The organism is Flavobacterium sp. (assembly GCF_965657075.1).
Classification (GTDB): domain Bacteria; phylum Bacteroidota; class Bacteroidia; order Flavobacteriales; family Flavobacteriaceae; genus Flavobacterium.
This window is the reverse complement of record NZ_CBFHMV010000021.1, coordinates 1-19,572: the sequence shown is the minus strand read 5'-3', so window position 1 is coordinate 19,572 and position 19,572 is coordinate 1. Positions and strand designations below refer to the sequence as shown.

Genomic DNA, 19,572 nt, shown 5'->3' with positions numbered 1-19,572 from the left:
TTAAAAGTTTATAAATTTAAAAGAGTTTGTGTTGAAAAAAAGCTTTATTAAAATTTACTTTAACAACTTCTTCTAAAACTTCAATTTTTATATTTTTAATGTTAGATGCTTTTTGATATACATCAACAATAGTTTCTTCAATCGTATCAGTTTCTAAAAAAAAGCTATCGTTGGGTACATATTCAAAAACAGATGTCAATTCTGGATTTCTTAGTAAATATTTTCCAAAAGACAAATAAAAACCTTTGTCCAATAGCGATTTTGCCACGTATATATTTTTCGAAAATCCGTGGATAATCATTGGGTTTTCAATGTTCATTTCTTTTTTGATCGCTATTACTTCATCAAAAGAAGCAACACAGTGCAAAATTATAGGTTTTTTTGAAACTTGAACTAATTCTATTTGCTGTTGAAATACTTTTAATTGATTTTGGAAAGGAATTTCAATTCGTTTATCTAGTCCACACTCGCCCAAGGCTAAACATTCATTCAAATTTAATTGCTCTTTAATGAAATTTAAATCAGATTGCAACCGTTCATGATCAATATACCATGGGTGGATCCCAATGGAATAATTAGGAACTGCATCATCAAATTCCCAAGGATATTGATTCACAACTTCCAAAAAATATTCATTATTAGAAAAATTATGGGTATGTAAATTGATAAATTTAGTCATGAAATTTTTTTACACCTGCTTTAATTTCAATATCCAAATGATTTTCTGAAGGAACAATTGGACACGAATAGTTATCATTATAAACACAATAAGGATTGTATGCCTTATTAAAATCAATAGTAATCAATTTTGATTTTGGCATTTTCATATCAATATATCTTCCACCTAAATAGCTTTCATCACCACAAGTCAAATCCGTAAAAGGCAAAAATAAATAATCTTTAAATCCTGGTTTTTTAATTAAATCTAAATTCTGATACACACTCAAAACCAAATCTTTACCTTCTATAACAAAAGTTAATTCTCCATATTTTTTGTAAATAGGTTCCCTATCTGTTGTTGTTTTCATTTTAAAAGATTGCTCCTTTTTTGATTTTTTAAATTTAGCTTTTACAATATATTTTTCGTCAATATCAAAAAAATCTAAACCTTCAAAAACCTTTCTATCTTCTTCTTTCAATGGACTTGACAAAGAATCTGCAAACTGTTTATTTAATTTGTTTTGAAAGTCTTTACTGCTCTCAACATCATTATCTTGTGCAAAAGATGAAATACTTAAAAAGACCAAAAACAGTAATTTTTTCATTTTATTTTTTTACAAAAATAAGATATTTAATTCTCTTTATAAAAAATGACTTTGTACTTTTGTACCATAAACTACAACATGCTTAAAAAAGCTTTCGAAAAATATATTGACAATTTTAGAGGTTTTTCCAGAGAGATTTGGATACTGACATTGGTAACCTTCATCAATCGTGCAGGCACAATGGTTTTGCCTTTTTTATCTAAATATTTAAAGGAAGATTTACACTTTTCTTACCAACAAGTAGGTTGGATTATGGTTAGTTTTGGTTGTGGATCAATGCTTGGTTCTTGGCTTGGTGGAAAATTATCTGACAAAATTGGATTCTATAAGGTGATGATTTTTAGTTTATTTACGAGTGGATTGTTGTTTTTTGCCATTCAGTACGTTAAAACTTATGAAGGTTTATTGTTGGCAATGTTTGTCATCATGACGGTTTCAGATATGTTTAGACCAGCCATGTTTGTTTCTTTAGGTGCCTATGCAAAGCCCGAAAACAGAACCAGATCTTTAACATTAGTAAGACTAGCTATTAATTTAGGATTTGCTGCTGGACCAGCCCTTGGTGGTTATATCATCATGAAATTAGGCTATCAAGTGCTTTTTTGGATTGACGGTGCCACTTGTATTATTGCCATTTTAATTTTTTGGCTAAAGGTTAAAGAAAAAAAGAAATCGGTTTATGACAATCAAAACACCATTGAAACTTACAACCAATCGGTTTTTAAAGATGCTCCTTTTTGGATATTTTTAATCACTTGTCTTATCTCAGGAATTTTATTTTTTCAGTTGTTTACAACATTGCCCTTATACCATGCCGTTCAATTTAATTTAACCGAATTTCAATCGGGAATGCTTTTATTTCTAAACGGAATTGTCATATTTTTTATTGAAATGCCCTTGGTAACTTACATAGAAAAACACAAACTCAATAAATTAAGAATCATAAATTATGGCGTTTTAATTATGGGATTATGTTTTTATATGCTTTTAATCAACTCTTGGGCGGGAATTTTAGTTGTGATGATGCTATGCATGACTTTTGGTGAAATGTTTGTATTTCCGTTTGCCAATTCATTTGCTATGAGTCGTGCTCCAAAAGGCCATGAAGGACGATATATGGCAATTTTTACCATGAGTTACAGTTTAGCTCATATTTTAAGTGCCAAAACCGGTATGGATATTATAGCCGTTTTTGGCTATCAATACAATTGGTTTTTTATGGGAACTTTAGGAATGATAGCTGTTTTACTAGGATATTGGGTCTACAAATTGGTAGAAAAAGAAAAGAAATTAATTTAAATTTTTGTTAATCTGTTACAGCATTTATGTACATTTTTATAATTTCGAAGTCTAACTTAAAAGTACTTGTATTATGTCAAACAATAAGAAATTTTATTTATTAGCCGCATTTTTTATTAGTTTTTCCTTAATAATGAAGGCACAAGATAAAAAACGAAACGGTTTAGAAGAATTAGAAGTTAATTCCAAAATAGAAAAAACTTTTAATAAAAATTCTACAGATTACGAATTAAAACAAATAAGTGACTACTTTTTAGCTGAATTTAATGCCAAAGTTGAGTTTACAGACATCAAACGCAACGAAAACGACGAAATCATTGCTATTACTACCAAAACTGCTTCCAATAATTTTTCGAGCAGTTCTACTCTAATGACTCCTCAAGGAATTGGTGATATGAAAGTAATTTATGATGTTAACTCTAAAAACATTTCTACTTCAAGTGCCAATATGTCAACAAGCTTGAGTTTTAATGGCTTTGGAGAAAGTTTTCAAAATAAATTTCCTTTGAATGAATTTAAAAATTTAGAAGATATAAATCCTGAAGATTTTTTACAGCGCTTTCAATTGGATTCATTAGATGGAAACAGTTTTAGTTTTAATTTCAACGATGAAATATTTAAAGATTTAAGAGAAAAATTTAATAATGGTGAAGGATTAGATTTTATGCAACTGGACGGAAAAAGTTTTGATTTCGATCAACTTTTAAATCAAAATGAAATTAAAAACGGTATTTTATCTTTAGAAGATTTCATGAAACAAAAAATGAATCCAGAAGCAAAAAATGAAGATTTAGCCACCAAAAAAGAAGTTGAAGCCTTAAAAAAAGAATTAGAAGCAACCAAAGCAGAACTTGAAAAACTAAAAGAAAAGAAGAAAAAATAACTCTTCTTCTCTACTGCCAAAATAAAGTCTAGATTAATTTCTAGACTTTTTTTATTTAAAAAATTGATTTTCAATGATTTAAAAAAATTAACTATAAAAAATAGTTAAATAACTATAAAAATAGTTTGTAAACTATAAAAATAGTTGTAAGTTTGTTTTGTCATTAATTAAAATCAAAAAATCATGCAAAAGTTAACCAATAAAGAAGAGGAAATAATGAACATTTTATGGAGACTTAAAAAAGCTTTCGTAAAAGATGTTATGGCAGAAATTATAGAAGACAAACCGCATTACAATACCTTATCAACGATTATTAGAAATTTAGAAGAAAAAGGTTATGTGTCTTATAATGCTTATGGAAACACGCATCAATACTATCCAATTGTGAGTTTGGAAGAGTATAGAAAAAAATTCATGAAAGTAGCCATTGAAAATTATTTTGACAATTCTTATAAAAATTTAGTTTCCTTTTTTGCTGAAGAACAAAAAATTTCAGCAGATGAATTACGTGAGATATTAGCATTAATCGAAAAAAAATAGGCTTATGGAGGCATTTTTTATTTACTTTTTAAAAGCAAATGGATTATTAATTACTTTCTATTTGGCTTATTATTTTTTATTAAGAAAAGAAACTTTTTTTAATAAAAACAGATGGTTTTTACTTTCAGGATTGCTAATTTCTATCCTATTACCTTTAATTACTTACACTAAAATAGTTTGGATAACACCAAATCCTATACAAATTTTGGAACCGAATTTTACAGAAACACTTCCCAATATAATTTTAGCACCTGTTGAAGAACCTTTAAATTGGAATTTAATTTTAATGTATGTTTATTTTGCCGTATCAGGTGTTTTACTATTAAAAATTGGAGTTGAAATTGCATCCTTTTTCAAAATAATTCGATTGGGTTTTAAAGAAAAAGGTAAAAAATCAATTATAGTGAATCATCCAAAAGCTGAAAATCCATTTTCTTTTTTCAATTATATTGTAGTAAATCGCAACTACTTTAATGATGAAGAACTAGATCATATCATTACTCATGAAAACATTCACGTGACCGAAAATCATTCTGTTGATGTATTAATTTCCAAACTATTTTGTGCACTATTTTGGATCAATCCGATGGTTTGGTTTTACAGAAAACAAATGCTTCAAAACCTAGAATTTATTGCTGATAATAAAGCTGTTACATTAGCTGAGAACAAAATAAACTATCAAAAAACCTTATTAAAAGTGGTGTCTAATCAACATCAATTAACAATTACTAATCAATTTTATCAATCCTTAATCAAAAAACGAATCGTTATGTTAAACACCAATCCATCCCATCAAAAAAAATCGTGGAAGTATGCATTAATTCTTCCTATTTTAAGTGCATTTATGTTGCTTTTTCAAGTGGAAACTGTGGCACAAGTTAAAGAGAAAAAAGTAAATAACAGTGAAATTAAAATTGACACCATTAAATGGAGTAAAAATTTTAAAAATGAATATTATTCTCCAATGAATAATAATTCTGTTTATGCTGTTTCTTCAAATTTCTCTTCTAGAGTAACAAAAAACACAACAGATGAAGAGTTAAAAGAATTAGAAAAAACGTTTTCAAATGAAAAAAGAAAATTAATTATTTCTGATGTGAAAAGAAATAAGAATAAAGAAATTATTGAAATAAAATTAGTTTTTGATTCTGGAAAAACATACGATCAAATTCTAGAAAGAAAATCATTAGAACCTATAAATGATATCAAAATCTATGTCAATTCAGACAAAAATGATTCTATCTCATTCGGATTAATTGAAGTTGACAATGAAGCTGTTTATCCAGTTGAAGTATTGGATGAAAATGTGTTTCAAATTGATAAAATTAATAAGGAAGAAAACAATACTACTTGGACCATTGATAACATGACCAAAAACGGTAAAGAAGTTATTTTAATTATTAATGGAAAAATAAATAGAAAGAATAAAAAAGTAAAAATTCCTATGGATGAAGAATTAGGTGACATGAGAAAAATTTCACATGAAGAATTTGAAATTAAATACAAAGAAAAAGCTGATTCTAATAAATATTATTATGAAGTTGAAACTGTAAAAGAAAAAATAGTAATGGTAAGCTGGGATGAGGCAAAAAAAATATCTGAAAGTGAAAAAAAAGAGAAAAATTGTCTTTATATCATTAACGGTAAAGAATACATGCAAAACGAAATTCCAAAAGGAACAACTGTTGAAGTTGATGGTTCAATAACTGAATTATCTAAAGAAGAAGGTATTAAAAAATACGGTCAAAAAGCAAAAGATGGTGTTCTAATTTTTGAAGGAAAATCTACAATCATAAATAAGGGCGAAGGAAAATCAGAAAAAAAAATAATAAAAATTTCTGGAGGATCTTGGAAAGACGTTGAAAATGAATTAAATAAAAACGAACAAAATAAAAAAGAACAACTCATTGAAGAACGAAGAAAAATAATTGAAGAAAAGACAAAAGCAAATGAAATAAGAAAAAATGAAAGAGAACAACTTATTGAAGAACGAAGAAAATTAATTGAGGAAAAGAAAAAAGCAATTGAGATAAAAAGAAAGGAACTTGAAGAAAAAAGGAATAATTAGTTCTAAAGCATAAAATTAAAAACCACAAATCTTAACAAATTAGTAAAGATTTGTGGTTTGGTTTTTACCTATATTTGCCAAAAAAATAAAATGTACAAATTACTAGCTAAGCTTAATAAATTGGTGTTACCAAGTCTCACAAAAAGTGGTTTAGATATTACTAAGGCCAAAAAATGGCATAAAATCCTGCTAGCCTATCGCTATTTTGTAACAATTAAAAGTTTGAAATAAGATTTTCGGATAATGGATTTTTTAAAATAAAGTATAATCAAAATATCTGAATATCTGAATATCTGAATATCTGAATATCTAAAACTAATACTTCAAAGCAGCAAAAATTTCATATTCAGAAATCTTTTCTCTTCCATTTAGGAAAGCTAGTTCCATTAAAAAATTACATTGTACAATTTCACCTTCTAGTTGTTCTACCAATTCACAAACCGCTTTAATAGTTCCACCGGTTGCCAAAACATCATTGTGAATTAAAATTTGTTCCCCTTTTTTGATTACATCTTTATGCATTTCTAATACATCAGAGCCGTATTCTAACTCGTAAGAAGCCGAAATAGTATCAAAAGGCAACTTATTAGGTTTACGAACAGGAATAAATCCTACGCCTAATTTTTGAGCCAAAAGTATTCCGAAGAAAAAACCTCTACTTTCAACTCCAACCACTTTGTCTATCTTTTTTCCTTGTAAGGAATTGATTAACAAATTCAAACATTCTTCAGTAGCTTCGGCATTTTGCAATAAAGGAGTAATATCTTTAAAAGAAATTCCCTTTTTTGGAAAATCATTAATGGTTCTTATATAATTTTCTAAAATCATTTTATATATTTTTAATAAATGTGTTTGCAAGTTACACAATAATCTTTATATTTGCACCCACAAAAAAGGCCTCGTGGCGCAACTGAATAGCGCATCTCATTACGGCTGAGAAGGTTACTGGTTTGAATCCAGTCGAGGTCACGAATAAATAGTATAAAAAAGAAATATCGCCAAGTTCACTTGAGCGATATTTCTTTTTTATACTATTTTCAAAGCGGAGCTTTGTTGGATATTGCGAAGCAAAATCCATTCATACTCAACAAAACAAATGCACATTACTGATTTTTTTTTATACTATTTTCAAAGCAGAGCTTTGTTGGATGTTGCACAGAAAATCCATTCGTAATATTTTAAACGATAAAATATCATTTACAAATTAATTTTTATTTCATTACATTTGGGCAACTAACTAACCAAAAAACTTAATGAAAAATATCTCAATTGTTAAAATCAACGAGGTTTTAAATGGCATAATTGTAGGGAATTCAGAACTAAATTTGAATGCTCCTGAACAAATTGAAATGGCCAAAAAAGGAGAAATCACTTTTATTGGACACAAAAAATACGAAAAACTTTGGTCAACTTCAAATGCATGTGTAGCTGTTGTAAATGAAGATATTTCTATTGAACCTGGTGCAAACAAAGCGTTTATTAAAGTTAAAAATGCTGATTTAGCCATGTCACAAGTTTTGGAACTTTTTGCACCTGCTCCACCATTATTTCACCAAGAAATTCATCCAACTGCCACAATTGATATTTCGGCAAAAATTGGAAAAGGAACAAAAATTGGTGCCAATTGTTATGTTGGACCAAATGCTAAAATTGGAGAAAATGTAATTTTGTATCCAAATGTTACGGTTTTAGATGAATGTACTATTGGAAATAATACCACAATTTGGTCAGGTTCAGTTGTTAGAGAACGTTGTCATATTGGAACAAATTGTATTTTGCATCCAAATGCAACTATCGGTGCTGATGGTTTTGGGTTTAGACCATGTCCAGAAAGAGGTTTAGCTAAAATTCCTCAAATTGGAAATGTAATCATTGGAAATCATGTAGAAATTGGGGCTAATTCATGTGTTGATAGAGGAAAATTCAGTTCTACAATTATTGGAGATGGTTGCAAAATTGATAATTTGGTTCAAATTGGACATAATTCTAAAATGGGTAAATTTTGTATTATGGCTGGAAATAGTGGATTAGCTGGTTCTGTGACTTTAGGAAATGGTGTAATCATTGGAGGAAGTGCTTCTTTAAAAGATCATATTACAGTTGGTGACGGTGCAATTATTGGAGCTGGTTCTGGCGTAACTGCTGATGTTCCTGCAAAAGTAACCATGTTAGGTTATCCTGCTGTGGAAGCTAGAACTGCTTTGAAACAATGGGCAATATTAAAACGAATGGCAACGAGTTAATTATGAATTTTAAGTTATGAATTCGTAATTCATAATTTATTATTCTCTTCAATAACTTTTCGAATAGAAACAAATCCAATTTTATCCAATTGGATTTTTTCTTTTGTAACCCAAATCAATTCGTTGATTTCATCTTCAGCAGTGATGCTAATTTGATTGGAATTGACTTCATATTCATAAAAAATATCCATAGTTCTATAAGGAACATTTTTATAAAAGTAATTGTTTGGTGCAGTTGTGATGTATTTTAAATTTTTAGGTAATAAATCAATTCCTAATTCTTCTTTTAATTCTCTGCAAGCGGCTTCTTCTGCATTTTCATAAGGGTCGATAAATCCACCTGGTAAATCCCATTTTCCTTCATCAGGCTCTACGTTTCTTACTGTAAAAAGTATTTTATCATCATATTTAATAATTATGGCGACAGCAGCTGCAATGTTATGATACAAGACAAAATCACACGAATTACAGTGAAATTTAAAATCATTTTTAAAAGAAAAATCTTCTGATTTGCAATTGGGGCAGAAATTGAAAAAGGATTTACTCATTATTAGATTATTAGATTATTAGATTGTTAGATTGTTAGATTGTAAAATATAAAAATCTTTTTCTTTTCTCTTGCAGCGAAGCGGTCTTTCATCTATTATCTATTTTCTATTCCTTAATAAACTTAGTATTTGAAACTCCTAAATTCGTATTTACTTTTACAAAATAATTTCCTGATTGTAAACTAGAAACATCAACAGTTGAAATTGTATTTGGAACAGCTAAAACAACTTGCCCTAATGTATTATATATTTCAATGGAGTTGATTGTTGTATTATCTTTTGATTGAAAATTTAAAACCTCTTTTACAGGATTTGGATATAAATTAAAATGCGTTCCAAAGTCAAAATCTGTTACTTTTAAAGCTGCAATAGTTGTTGTGAAAGTATTTGTCGTAATTGGAAAATTATAATCAAAATAGATATTAGCATCATTGCTGAAAGTTTCTCCAACAACTAAATTAGATTTTGTTTTAATTTTAAAAGCCACATAACCATCATTGTTGGCATCATCAAAAGGTAAATTGATGCCTTCAAAGATAAATTCTACTTTATTTCCAGCAATTCTTGTCACAAAATCGTGACTTGAATGTAGAGGAATTAAAGTATTGACATCAAATTTAGCTAAATCAATCATGTCTTTTACAACAACATTTTCTGCAGCATAAGTTCCTGTGTTTTCAAAACGAATGACATAATGCACATATTGACCAATCATATCTGGACCAACCGTTGTACCTTCAATACACGTTTTGTCGTTTGGATCATAAGAACCAACAACTATTTGTTTAATTGCTGAAGTATTATCATATTGAAATTCATCTGTTGTTAAAGGAGTAATTGTTGCTGTATATTCTAATTGGTCACCAATATTTACAGCAGGAGTTTCTGTTGGACTATTCACATTGAAATCTAAATCAATAGTTCTTGTTTCTAAAGGCATTAAATTAGTATAGTTCCAAGTCATAGAATTTGTAGCTTGACTTGAAAATATAGGATTAGCTGAAACCAAATCTAAAACGGCATCATTAAAATCTAAGGTTACTGCTCCATTTTCAACTTGATTTCCTTTGTTTTTATAAATAATAGTATAATGTGCATCAAAACCAGGAAGAGCAGGACTTGTTGGAACAAAAGCAACCTCAACATCATGATGAACTCCATTGGCTGTAACACAAAAATCTTGAACTAATGGACTTGCTTGTGTTGGAAAATTAGCTACAAAACTTGTTGGACTTATATTAAAATAAGTTGGATTTTCTAAAACTGGTGTAATGGTGTGACTTCCTGCTTGAACTGGGATTGAATAATTTCCTGATATGTCAGGTATGATGTTACCAGTATTTGTTCCATTAGTGATTGAAAAATTTAAATATGGATAATTAATATCAGAAATATCACAACCGTTAGAATTGTAATCATATTTAGTATTTCCTTCTATCTCATAAAAAATTCCACCAGGAACAAATGAGCAATATGTATTGACATGACAATTTATATAGCCATATTGATTTATTTTTTGCTGAATTGCTAAAATCTCAAAATCGTCAGCACATATATACTTCAAATTATTATTCATACTAAATGAAAGTGTTAAACCACCAACTGGACCATAAATAATATCAAAATAATAATCATTTTTAAGAAATAAGCTATTTAAATTATTATTATCACAATAAAGATTACTAACACGTGTATTATTTAAGTCTAAAATTGATATTTGATTATTACTGCATCTTAATTGCCTCAATAGTGTATTTTGATTAAGGTCTAAACTCGATAATTGATTATTACTACAAGTTAAATATTCCAACAGTATATTTTGGTTAGTATTTAAACTTGTTAGAAAATTATTACTACAGGATAAACTTTTTAATTCTACATTCTGTAATAAGTTAAGATTATTTATTAAATTTTCATCACAAAATAAAGTTTTTAATACAGTATTTTGACTTAAATTTAAATTAGTCAATTGATTATTACTAACATTAAGATAAGCTAAATTTGTATTAGCATTCACATTTAAATTTGTAAGTTGGTTAATACCAACGTTAAGTGATGCTAAATTTGTATTCGCTGTTACATTTAGATTCGTAAGCTGGTTATTAGTAACGTTAAGTGTTGTTAAATATATATTAGAGGCCACGTTTAAGTTTATAAGTTGATTATTACTACAATCTATATTTTCTATTGCTGTATTTTGACTAAGATTCAAACTAGTTAAGTTATTATTATAACAACTTAAAAATATTAATGATAAATTTTGATTTAAGTTTAAATTCGTTAACTGATTGTTATTACATAAAAAGTACTTTAAAGATGTGTTTTGACTTAAATCAAAATTAACCATAGGACTGCATGTAAAATTTAAATATTCCAAATTAATAAAAGCCTCTATACCAGTTAAATTTGTGATACTTGTATTAAATATTCTTAAAAATTTTATAGCTTGTGCTTCATTAACTTGAATTTCTCCATCATTATTTGTATCAATTGAATAATAATTATCGACATAATAACCACCACTAGCTGCTTGATTTGCATTTTCAGTTGAAGCAATATAATTGTATGGACTAGCACTTAACAGCATTGCCTTAAAATTCGCATCAGGAATATTCACAATCTGTGCTTGTGTAGCAAAACTTATGGCTAAAACCGCTAAAAAATATAATTTCTTCATATTAAATCTTTTACTAAAGGCTAATATAAACTTTTCTTCTGAAAAAAACTTCTTTTTCATTGTGAAATATAAGTTATTTCAAATAACAAAAAATTATTCAAAAAAATAGTAATTTAGCCAAATGATTAAAATCGTACTTTTAGGTTCAGGAAATGTAGCTTCACATCTTATAAAAGCAATGGAAGCTAATGATGCTATTGATTTAGTTCAAGTATTTGCTCGTTCCAAAAAATCGCTTGTAAACTTAATTGAATCCTCAAAAATCACAACTTCATTTGCTGATTTAAAAGAAGCTGATGTCTATGTAATTTCGGTTAGTGATAAAGCTATTGAAGAAGTTTCTAATCAAATTCCATTTACGGATAAATTAGTGGTGCATACTTCTGGTACAATGGATTTTAGAGTAATGCATCCCAAAAACAAACGTGGTGTTTTTTATCCTTTGCAAACCTTTTCAAAAAGCAAAAAAATTGACATAAAATCGGTTCCTTTTTGTCTAGAAACTGAAAATGTAGAAGATTACAAAACAGTAGAAAATTTAGCCAAAAACTTATCTAATTCAGTCTATAAAATCAATGGTAAACAACGAAAAAGTTTGCATATTTCAGCTGTTTTTGTTTCTAATTTTGTGAATCATATGTACCAAATTGGCAATGCTCTTTGTGAGGAAAATAAAGTTCCTTTTGCTATCTTGCAGCCTTTAATTGAAGAAACAGCTAACAAGATAAAAATGCTAAGTCCAACTGAAGCACAAACTGGTCCAGCCATTAGAAATGATGAGCCAACGATTCAAAAACATTTGGAAGCATTAAAAAATCCAACTCATAAAGAATTATACAGACAACTAACATTATCCATACAAAATGTCAAAAAGCTATAAAGAATTAATGAACGATATCACTACATTTATTTTAGATGTAGATGGTGTTTTAACTGATGGAACTATTCATGTTACACAGACTGGAGAAATGCTTCGTCACATGAATATTCGCGATGGTTATGCCATGAAAGCTGCTGTAGAAAATGGTTATACGGTTTGCATCATTTCTGGTGGAAGTAATGAAGGTGTTCGTGTACGTTTACGCAATTTAGGAATCACAGATATTCATTTAGGTGTTCCAAATAAAGTAGAAACGTTCAAAGAATTTATCGAATTATACAACATCAAACCCGAACAAGTTTTATACATGGGTGATGATATTCCAGATTTTCATGTGATGCAATTGGTTGGATTACCAACTTGTCCACAAAATGCTGTTCCTGAAATCAAAAACATAAGCAAATACATTTCGCATATCAATGGTGGAAAAGGTTGTGTTAGAGACGTAATCGAACAAGTCATGAAAGTCCAAGGCAAATGGATGGCTCATTTTGATGCAAAGTTTGATTGAGTTTTCAAGTAAAAAGTAATAAGGGAAAAGGCATAAGTTAAATATGTTCTAATCCGAATTACTGATCCCTTTTAACTATTCCCTAATCCCTATAAAACAAAAAATGAATTTTCTAAAACTAATACGTTACCAAAACTTACTTATCATAGCGCTTGTTCAAGCAGTTTTCCATTTTGGCTTTTTAAAACAACAAGAAGGCTTATTAGTTGCTTTAAATGATGTAGAATTTATTCTTCTTATACTTGCAACGGTTTGTATTGCAGCAGCTGGTTACATTATTAATAACATTGTTGATCAAGAAACAGACAACATTTCAAAACCCAATAAAGTCATTGTTGGAAAATACATTTCTGAGACTCGTGCGTACAACTATTATATTGCTTTAAACATTGTTGGAGTTTTAATAGGCTTTTTCATTGCAAATATTATCTTCAAAGAGAGTTTTGCCGCCATTTTTATAGTTGTTGCTTTTGTGCTTTATCTTTATGCAACGCAATTTAAACAAAGTCTTTTAGCTGGAAACTTCTTGGTTTCATTTTTAGTTGCGTTTAGCATTTTATTGGTGGGTGTTTTTGATTTATATCCAATTATTACTAACGAATCAAGAAAATTTTTAGGAATATTATTTCAAATTATAATTGACTATGCCATTTTTGCTTTCTTACTCACTTTTATTAGAGAAGTTGTCAAAGACATAGAAGACTATGAAGGTGATTTAAAAACAGGAATGAATACCTTACCCATATATTTAGGAAAAGAAAAAACACAAAAAGTTGTTTTTGGTTTGAGTTTTATTCCTTTAATAGCGTTACTTTATTATTTAAATTCAAATTTTAAGAATTTAGAATATGTTGTTTATTACACTTTAGCGTTAGTAGTTGCACCAATGTTATATTTTATTTTGAAACTTTGGCAAGCAAAAACTCAAAAAGAGTTCAATCATCTAAGTACAGTTTTGAAATTGATAATGATAACCGGAATTTTATCGATAATAGTAATTACTTATAACTTAAATAACCTTCCAACAGTTGAATAATTTTCTTCCAAATAAAAAAATAATTCTAGCTTCTGGTTCACCAAGAAGACAACAATATTGTAGAGAATTAGGATTAGATTTCTCCATTCAATTAAAAGAGGTTGAAGAAATTTATCCAGAAAATTTGAAGCATCATCAAATCACTGATTTTCTTGCAGAATTGAAAGCAAATGCTTTTGAAAATGAATTAGCTGAAAATGAAATCTTAATCACAAGCGATACTATTGTTTGGCACGAAAATAAAGCTTTGGGTAAGCCTAAAGATTTTGATGAAGCTTTTGAAATGATTCGTTCCATGTGTGGAAAAACACATGAAGTAATTACATCGGTTTGTATTAAAACTTCCTCAAAAACGGAAATTTTTCATAGCATTACCAAAGTAACTTTTATAAATTTGACAAAAACTGAAATTGATTATTATATTACCAATTACAAACCTTTTGATAAAGCTGGTGCTTATGGAATTCAGGAATGGATTGGATTGGTAGGAATTGCTAAAATTGAAGGATCGTATCCAAATGTAGTAGGATTACCAGTTGATAAACTTTACGCTAAACTAAAAGAATATGCTTGATTTATTTCAGAATAAATATTTACACGAAGAAATTTCGACTTTAATTGCTGTTATTGTTTTCATTTTTTTTCGCTACTTTTTTGCAAAAGGCATTAGAAAATATGCTAAGATTAATCAATCTTTAGAGCACAGAACCAATCTAGTGATCAAATACATCAATCTTTTGTTGAGTTTACTTGCTGTAATAACTATAATCATAATTTGGGGTGTAAAAAAAGATCAATTATTCTTATTTATTTCATCCATTTTTACAGTTGTTGGTGTTGCCGCTTTTGCTCAATGGTCGTTATTAAGTAATATTACTGCTGGAATCATTTTATTCTTTTCTTTTCCATTTAGAATTGGCGATCATATTAAAATTCTAGATAAAGATTATCCTATCACTGGAGAAATCATTGATATCAAAGCTTTTTATATCTTAATCAAAACGGAAGAAAATGAGATTGTAACTTATCCTAACAATCTTTTAATGCAAAAAGGCATCTCAGTTTTAACATTTCCTTCAGAAGAAAAAGAGTTTTTTGATTAACTTTACGTTTTCAAAAAAAATCCATGCTATTTAAAAGAATTTTCACCTTCGTTTTTTTATTATTATTCGCTACATCATGGGCACAACAACCCAAAAAACCTTCTACAGGTGAATTATATGAACAAGTAAAAAAACTCAATTTCTTAGGTTCTGTATTATATCTTGCAGCTCATCCTGATGATGAAAATACACGATTAATTTCTTATTTTTCAAATCATTATCATGCACAAACTGCCTATTTATCACTAACTCGTGGTGATGGCGGACAAAACTTAATTGGTTCTGAATTAAGAGAACAATTAGGAGCCATTCGAACTCAAGAACTTTTAGCAGCTCGAAATATTGATGGTGGACAACAGTTTTTTAGTCGTGCTAATGATTTTGGATATTCGAAAGTGCCTTCTGAAACTTTTAGCATCTGGAACAAACAAGAAGTTTTAGACGATGTAATTCAAACCATCGAAACTTTTCAACCAGACATTATTATAAATCGTTTTGATCATCGTTCACCAGGAACTACACACGGGCATCATACTGCAAGTGCTATGTTAAGTTTAGAAGCTTATGACCTCATCAAAAACAAACCAAAACGTGTCTTTTTTAATACTTCATGGTGGTTTTATGGAAGTCAAGAAGCTTTTGATAAAGCCGACAAAACCAATTTACTAGCCATCAATGCCAACGTTTTCTTCCCTATTTTAGGAAAAAGTAATTTTGAAATAGCAGCTTTAAGTCGAAGTCAACATCGCTGCCAAGGATTTGGAACAACTGGTTCTCGTGGTGATGAAATAGAATATTTAGAATTACTGAAAGGAACTATGCCTTCAACCGATAATATTTTTGATGGAATAGATACTTCATGGAATCGTTTAAAAGGTGGAGATGCTATTGGTAAAATATTAAATCCTATTGAAGAAAATTTTAATTTCAAAAATCCTGAAAAACATATTCCTCAATTAGTGGAAGCCTATAAATTATTACAAAAATTAGAAGATTCACATTGGAAAAAAATTAAAATAAAACAACTTTCTAATCTTATCGAAGCTTGTAGTGGTTTGTATTTAGAAGACGTTACTTCAGTTGAAAAAGTTACCAAATCGGATACTTATTCTTTAAATATAGAAGCTATTAATCGCAGTAATGCCAACATGACTTTGAATTCCGTTGCTTTTGGAAATAAAGTGACAACTGAGAAAAATTTGGCTTTAAAAAACAATTCTAAAATCAATTTAAAACTGGATAACCTGACAATTCCTGAGGATTTTGAGTATTCTAATTTGTTTTGGCTGAAAGAAACACCAAGTGTTGGAATGTATAAAGTTTCGAATAAAACTATTCGTATTTTACCAGAAGAAACGTTACAATTTCCTGTTGTTTTTTCAGTAAATATTGAAGGTACAACTATTGAGTTTGTAAAAAATGCCATTTATAAAAAGAATAATCCTGAATTTGGAGAAACTTACATTCCTTTCACTGTTTTGCCAGAAATTACAACAAAAATTATTAATAAAGTTTTAATTTTTAACGATAACAATGCCAAAGAAGTTGAAGTAAAAATCATTTCGCAAACTGAAAACACAAAAGGAACTTTAACTTTAAATGCAGATAATAATTGGAAGATTGAACCGAATTCAATTCCGTTTGAAATTCTTCAAAAAAATGACGAACGAACTGTAACTTTTAAAGTTTTTCCTCCAAAAAATGAAACAACTTCAACCTTAGAAGCAATTGTTTCTATGAATGGAAAAAAATTCAATCAAGAACTAATTGAAATCAACTATCCTCATATTCCTAAACAAACTATCTTACAACCTTCCACTGCCAAATTAGTGAAATTAGATATTCAAACCAAAGGAAAAAATATTGGTTACATCAAAGGTGCTGGTGATGAAGTTGGAACAAATTTAGAGAATTTAGGATTTAAAGTCACAACTATAAATCCTTCAGAAATCGCATTAGATAAACTTCAAAACTTCGATGCTATCGTGCTTGGAATTCGTGCTTTTAATGTTGTGGAAGAATTGGCTTTTAAAAACAAAGTGCTATTTGACTATGTTAACAATGGTGGTAATCTAATTGTTCAATACAATACCAATGGAAGATTAGTAACTAAAGATATCGCACCTTTTGATTTAAAAATTTCTAGGGATCGAGTTACTAATGAAAATGCGAAAGTGACTTTTTTAGCACCAAATCATCCTGTTTTAAATACTCCAAATAAAATTACATCGAAAGATTTTGAAGGTTGGGTACAAGAGCAAGGCTTATATTATCCTGATGAATTTGGAACCGAATTTACACCGATTTTAGAAGCTAACGATGAGGGTGAAACTCCAAAAAAAGGGGCTTTATTAATTGCAAAATACGGAAAAGGAAACTACATATACACTGGATTAAGTTTCTTTAGAGAATTGCCTGAAGGTGTTAGTGGCGCTTATCGATTGTTAGCAAATATAATTGCATTGGATTAATGAACTTCACAACGTTATCAGAAGTGAATTGCTGATATGGATTTTAATAATTTAAAGAGTCGAAAGATTCTGAAACAAGTTCAGAATAAAATGGAAAAAGAAAAAAACAAATGGAAAATGAGCTACAGTATAGTCTTACTGTTAAATGCCTTGTACATATTATTATTCTATTTACTAATTCAAATCTATTCGTAACATGCAGTATTTAGATTGGATGGTTTTATCGGTTACTTTGCTTTTTATAGTAATTTATGGTGCTATAAAAACCAAAGGAAGTGCCAATGTAAAGGATTATATTTTAGGAAATAATGAAACGCCTTGGTTTACGGTCGGAATTTCAGTGATGGCAACACAAGCAAGTGCTATTACTTTTCTTTCTACACCAGGACAAGCCTATCATGACGGAATGGGATTTGTACAATTTTACTTTGGTTTGCCTATTGCCATGGTGGTAATTGCTTATACATTTATTCCCATTTATCATAAATTAAAAGTTTACACGGCTTATGAATATTTAGAGCAACGTTTTGATGTAAAAACGAGAACTTTAGCTGCTCTTTTATTCTTAATTCAAAGAGGTTTAGGAACAGGAATTACCATTTATGCTCCAGCGATTATTCTTTCAGCTTTATTAGGTTGGAATTTATTTTTCTTAAATATTATGATAGGAATTTTGGTCATAATTTACACTGTAACTGGAGGAACAAAAGCAGTAAACGTTACTCAAAAACAACAAATGTTTGTCATTTTTCTAGGAATGATCATCACTTTTGTAATCATCATGAATCAATTACCAGAAAAATTAGATTTTGATAATGTACTAAAAATTGCTGGTGCTAACGGAAAAATGAATATTCTAGATTTTTCATACAATCCTAATACAAAATATACTTTTTGGAGTGGTATAACGGGTGGATTTTTCTTAATGCTTTCCTATTTTGGAACAGACCAATCTCAAGTGGGTCGATATTTGTCTGGAAAATCGGTCAAAGAAAGTCAAATGGGATTAATCATGAACGGAATTTTAAAAGTTCCGATGCAGTTTTTTATTCTTTTGACAGGAGTTTTAGTTTTTGTTTTTTTTCAGTTCAATAGTGCTCCTTTACATTTTAATCCTACCAATGTAAAAAATATTGAAGCCTCGCAATACAAGGATGATTATAAAAATTTAGAAGATAAATTAGCTGTAATTAACGAGGAAAAGAATGTAATCAATCAAATCTATATTGAACAATTAAACTTTGAATACGACAACAAAGCCTTAAAAAAGGAAATGATTAGTTTATCAGCAAAAGAAAAAGAGTTAAGAGAAGAAGCTAAAACTTTAATAAAAAAGTCTGATAATGGTGCTGAAACTAATGACAAAGATTATGTTTTTTTATATTTCATATTAAATCATCTTCCAAAAGGAATTTTAGGATTGCTTTTAGCGGTTATTTTTAGCGCTGCAATGTCTTCTAGTGCTTCCGGATTAAATTCTTTAGCTGCAACAACAACCATTGATATTTACAAAAGAAGAGATGCTACAAAATCTGACAAACATTATGTTTATGCTACCCAATTATTTACACTATTTTGGGGATTAGTTGCTATTGGATTTGCATGTGTAAGTTCCTTATTTGAAAATTTAATTCAATTGGTCAATATTATTGGTTCTATTTTTTATGGAACTGTTTTAGGCATCTTTTTAGTTGGTTTTTATGTGCAATTTGTTAAAGGAAGAGCCATTTTTATTGCAGCTTGTATAAGTCAAAGTATTATTTTCTTAATTTACTATTTTGCCATTCACATGCAGGTAAACGAAAGTGATAAGTTAAGTTATTTGTGGCTGAATTTTATTGGAGCATTTATTACGTTTTTTCTTTCTATCATTATTCAAAGGGTTGGAAAACAAAAACAAGATGAAGTACTAGTCAACTAAAAAAAGTTATAAAAAAAATGCCTTTCATTTCTGAAAGGCATTTTTTATTATTTGTCTTGTCCTGAAATAGCGATACACAAAAAGTATCCAAATGGAAAGAAATGAAGAAATTCGGTATGTAAAGCGT

17 protein-coding genes and 1 tRNA gene are annotated in these 19,572 nt (G+C 28.9%); 13 read left to right on the top strand and 5 right to left on the bottom strand.

Translation table 11 applies throughout. The annotated features are described in order from the left end of the window. Positions 1-16: 16 nt before the first annotated feature. Together ACTF56_RS10745 and ACTF56_RS10740 are read right to left on the bottom strand one after the other, a co-directional pair. On the bottom strand, positions 17-679 hold the full coding sequence (locus ACTF56_RS10745) for a TatD family hydrolase (RefSeq protein WP_438966909.1): 663 nt from the start codon (positions 677-679) through the stop codon (positions 17-19). Beyond that, a complete protein-coding gene (locus ACTF56_RS10740) occupies positions 672-1,265 on the bottom strand; it encodes a DUF1684 domain-containing protein (protein WP_438966908.1) in 594 nt (197 codons plus the stop codon). Before ACTF56_RS10740 ends, ACTF56_RS10745 begins: the two co-directional genes overlap by 8 nt. 78 nt (positions 1,266-1,343) lie before the next feature. On the opposite strand from ACTF56_RS10740, the gene ACTF56_RS10735 reads away from it, so the two are divergent. From ACTF56_RS10735 to ACTF56_RS10720, 4 genes are all read left to right on the top strand, one after another. Then, positions 1,344-2,564 carry an MFS transporter gene (locus ACTF56_RS10735; RefSeq protein WP_438966935.1) on the top strand — a complete coding sequence of 407 codons (1,221 nt, stop codon included), beginning with the start codon at positions 1,344-1,346 and terminating at the stop codon, positions 2,562-2,564. Positions 2,565-2,697: 133 nt separating this feature from the next. Then, on the top strand, positions 2,698-3,447 hold the full coding sequence (locus tag ACTF56_RS10730; protein WP_438966907.1) for a hypothetical protein: 750 nt from the start codon (positions 2,698-2,700) through the stop codon (positions 3,445-3,447). Between the two features lie 183 nt (positions 3,448-3,630). Then, complete coding sequence (locus tag ACTF56_RS10725) at positions 3,631-3,987, top strand: BlaI/MecI/CopY family transcriptional regulator (RefSeq protein ID WP_438966906.1); 357 nt, start codon at positions 3,631-3,633, stop codon at positions 3,985-3,987. Between the two features lie 4 nt (positions 3,988-3,991). After that, positions 3,992-6,055 (top strand): M56 family metallopeptidase, encoded by a 2,064-nt coding sequence (locus ACTF56_RS10720; RefSeq protein ID WP_438966905.1) that lies wholly within the window; start codon positions 3,992-3,994, stop codon positions 6,053-6,055. 315 nt (positions 6,056-6,370) lie between these two features. On the opposite strand, the gene ACTF56_RS10715 is transcribed toward ACTF56_RS10720, so the two are convergent. Next, positions 6,371-6,883 (bottom strand): adenine phosphoribosyltransferase, encoded by a 513-nt coding sequence (locus ACTF56_RS10715; RefSeq protein ID WP_438966904.1) that lies wholly within the window; start codon positions 6,881-6,883, stop codon positions 6,371-6,373. A gap of 67 nt (positions 6,884-6,950) precedes the next feature. Here ACTF56_RS10715 and ACTF56_RS10710 point away from each other — a divergent pair. Both ACTF56_RS10710 and lpxD read left to right on the top strand, forming a co-directional pair. Next, positions 6,951-7,024 (top strand) — tRNA-Arg (locus ACTF56_RS10710). A gap of 284 nt (positions 7,025-7,308) precedes the next feature. Beyond that, positions 7,309-8,298, top strand: a complete 990-nt coding sequence (gene lpxD / locus ACTF56_RS10705) for a UDP-3-O-(3-hydroxymyristoyl)glucosamine N-acyltransferase (RefSeq protein WP_438966903.1) — start codon at positions 7,309-7,311, stop codon at positions 8,296-8,298. Between the two features lie 29 nt (positions 8,299-8,327). On the opposite strand, the gene ACTF56_RS10700 is transcribed toward lpxD, so the two are convergent. Continuing rightward, entirely contained in the window at positions 8,328-8,846 is a 519-nt protein-coding gene (locus ACTF56_RS10700) for an NUDIX hydrolase (protein ID WP_438966902.1), read from the bottom strand. A gap of 106 nt (positions 8,847-8,952) precedes the next feature. Continuing rightward, complete coding sequence (locus ACTF56_RS10695) at positions 8,953-11,523, bottom strand: DUF7619 domain-containing protein (protein WP_438966901.1); 2,571 nt, start codon at positions 11,521-11,523, stop codon at positions 8,953-8,955. Positions 11,524-11,644: 121 nt separating this feature from the next. Between ACTF56_RS10695 and ACTF56_RS10690 the strand changes: the two genes are divergently transcribed. The 7 genes from ACTF56_RS10690 (at position 11,645) to ACTF56_RS10660 (ending at position 19,445) form a co-directional block, all read left to right on the top strand. Continuing rightward, complete coding sequence (locus ACTF56_RS10690) at positions 11,645-12,403, top strand: Rossmann-like and DUF2520 domain-containing protein (protein WP_438966900.1); 759 nt, start codon at positions 11,645-11,647, stop codon at positions 12,401-12,403. Beyond that, positions 12,387-12,914 (top strand): KdsC family phosphatase, encoded by a 528-nt coding sequence (locus ACTF56_RS10685; protein WP_438966899.1) that lies wholly within the window; start codon positions 12,387-12,389, stop codon positions 12,912-12,914. The genes ACTF56_RS10690 and ACTF56_RS10685 overlap by 17 nt, the downstream gene beginning before the upstream one ends. Positions 12,915-13,017: 103 nt before the next feature. Continuing rightward, entirely contained in the window at positions 13,018-13,950 is a 933-nt protein-coding gene (locus ACTF56_RS10680) for a geranylgeranylglycerol-phosphate geranylgeranyltransferase (RefSeq protein ID WP_438966898.1), read from the top strand. Next, positions 13,943-14,524 (top strand): Maf family nucleotide pyrophosphatase, encoded by a 582-nt coding sequence (locus tag ACTF56_RS10675; RefSeq protein WP_438966897.1) that lies wholly within the window; start codon positions 13,943-13,945, stop codon positions 14,522-14,524. The genes ACTF56_RS10680 and ACTF56_RS10675 overlap by 8 nt, the downstream gene beginning before the upstream one ends. Next, complete coding sequence (locus ACTF56_RS10670; RefSeq protein ID WP_438966896.1) at positions 14,517-15,053, top strand: mechanosensitive ion channel domain-containing protein; 537 nt, start codon at positions 14,517-14,519, stop codon at positions 15,051-15,053. Before ACTF56_RS10675 ends, ACTF56_RS10670 begins: the two co-directional genes overlap by 8 nt. A 23-nt stretch (positions 15,054-15,076) precedes the next feature. Then, the gene (locus ACTF56_RS10665; protein ID WP_438966895.1) at positions 15,077-17,524 is read left to right on the top strand and encodes a PIG-L family deacetylase; all 2,448 of its coding nucleotides are present in this window, start codon (positions 15,077-15,079) and stop codon (positions 17,522-17,524) included. 196 nt (positions 17,525-17,720) lie between these two features. Then, positions 17,721-19,445: a sodium:solute symporter gene (locus ACTF56_RS10660; protein ID WP_438966894.1), complete on the top strand. Its 1,725-nt coding sequence runs from the start codon at positions 17,721-17,723 to the stop codon at positions 19,443-19,445. Positions 19,446-19,572: the final 127 nt, after the last annotated feature.

Excerpts from the sequence above, each read along its gene's own strand:
- ACTF56_RS10745 (WP_438966909.1), bottom strand. The coding sequence starts at position 679 with ATGACTAAATTTATCAATTTACATACCCATAATTTTTCTAATAATGAA.
- ACTF56_RS10740 (WP_438966908.1), bottom strand. The coding sequence starts at position 1,265 with ATGAAAAAATTACTGTTTTTGGTCTTTTTAAGTATTTCATCTTTTGCA.
- ACTF56_RS10735 (WP_438966935.1), top strand. The coding sequence starts at position 1,344 with ATGCTTAAAAAAGCTTTCGAAAAATATATTGACAATTTTAGAGGTTTT.
- ACTF56_RS10730 (WP_438966907.1), top strand. The coding sequence starts at position 2,698 with ATGAAGGCACAAGATAAAAAACGAAACGGTTTAGAAGAATTAGAAGTT.
- ACTF56_RS10725 (WP_438966906.1), top strand. The coding sequence starts at position 3,631 with ATGCAAAAGTTAACCAATAAAGAAGAGGAAATAATGAACATTTTATGG.
- ACTF56_RS10720 (WP_438966905.1), top strand. The coding sequence starts at position 3,992 with ATGGAGGCATTTTTTATTTACTTTTTAAAAGCAAATGGATTATTAATT.
- ACTF56_RS10715 (WP_438966904.1), bottom strand. The coding sequence starts at position 6,883 with ATGATTTTAGAAAATTATATAAGAACCATTAATGATTTTCCAAAAAAG.
- lpxD (WP_438966903.1), top strand. The coding sequence starts at position 7,309 with ATGAAAAATATCTCAATTGTTAAAATCAACGAGGTTTTAAATGGCATA.
- ACTF56_RS10700 (WP_438966902.1), bottom strand. The coding sequence starts at position 8,846 with ATGAGTAAATCCTTTTTCAATTTCTGCCCCAATTGCAAATCAGAAGAT.
- ACTF56_RS10695 (WP_438966901.1), bottom strand. The coding sequence starts at position 11,523 with ATGAAGAAATTATATTTTTTAGCGGTTTTAGCCATAAGTTTTGCTACA.
- ACTF56_RS10690 (WP_438966900.1), top strand. The coding sequence starts at position 11,645 with ATGATTAAAATCGTACTTTTAGGTTCAGGAAATGTAGCTTCACATCTT.
- ACTF56_RS10685 (WP_438966899.1), top strand. The coding sequence starts at position 12,387 with ATGTCAAAAAGCTATAAAGAATTAATGAACGATATCACTACATTTATT.
- ACTF56_RS10680 (WP_438966898.1), top strand. The coding sequence starts at position 13,018 with ATGAATTTTCTAAAACTAATACGTTACCAAAACTTACTTATCATAGCG.
- ACTF56_RS10670 (WP_438966896.1), top strand. The coding sequence starts at position 14,517 with ATGCTTGATTTATTTCAGAATAAATATTTACACGAAGAAATTTCGACT.
- ACTF56_RS10665 (WP_438966895.1), top strand. The coding sequence starts at position 15,077 with ATGCTATTTAAAAGAATTTTCACCTTCGTTTTTTTATTATTATTCGCT.
- ACTF56_RS10660 (WP_438966894.1), top strand. The coding sequence starts at position 17,721 with ATGCAGTATTTAGATTGGATGGTTTTATCGGTTACTTTGCTTTTTATA.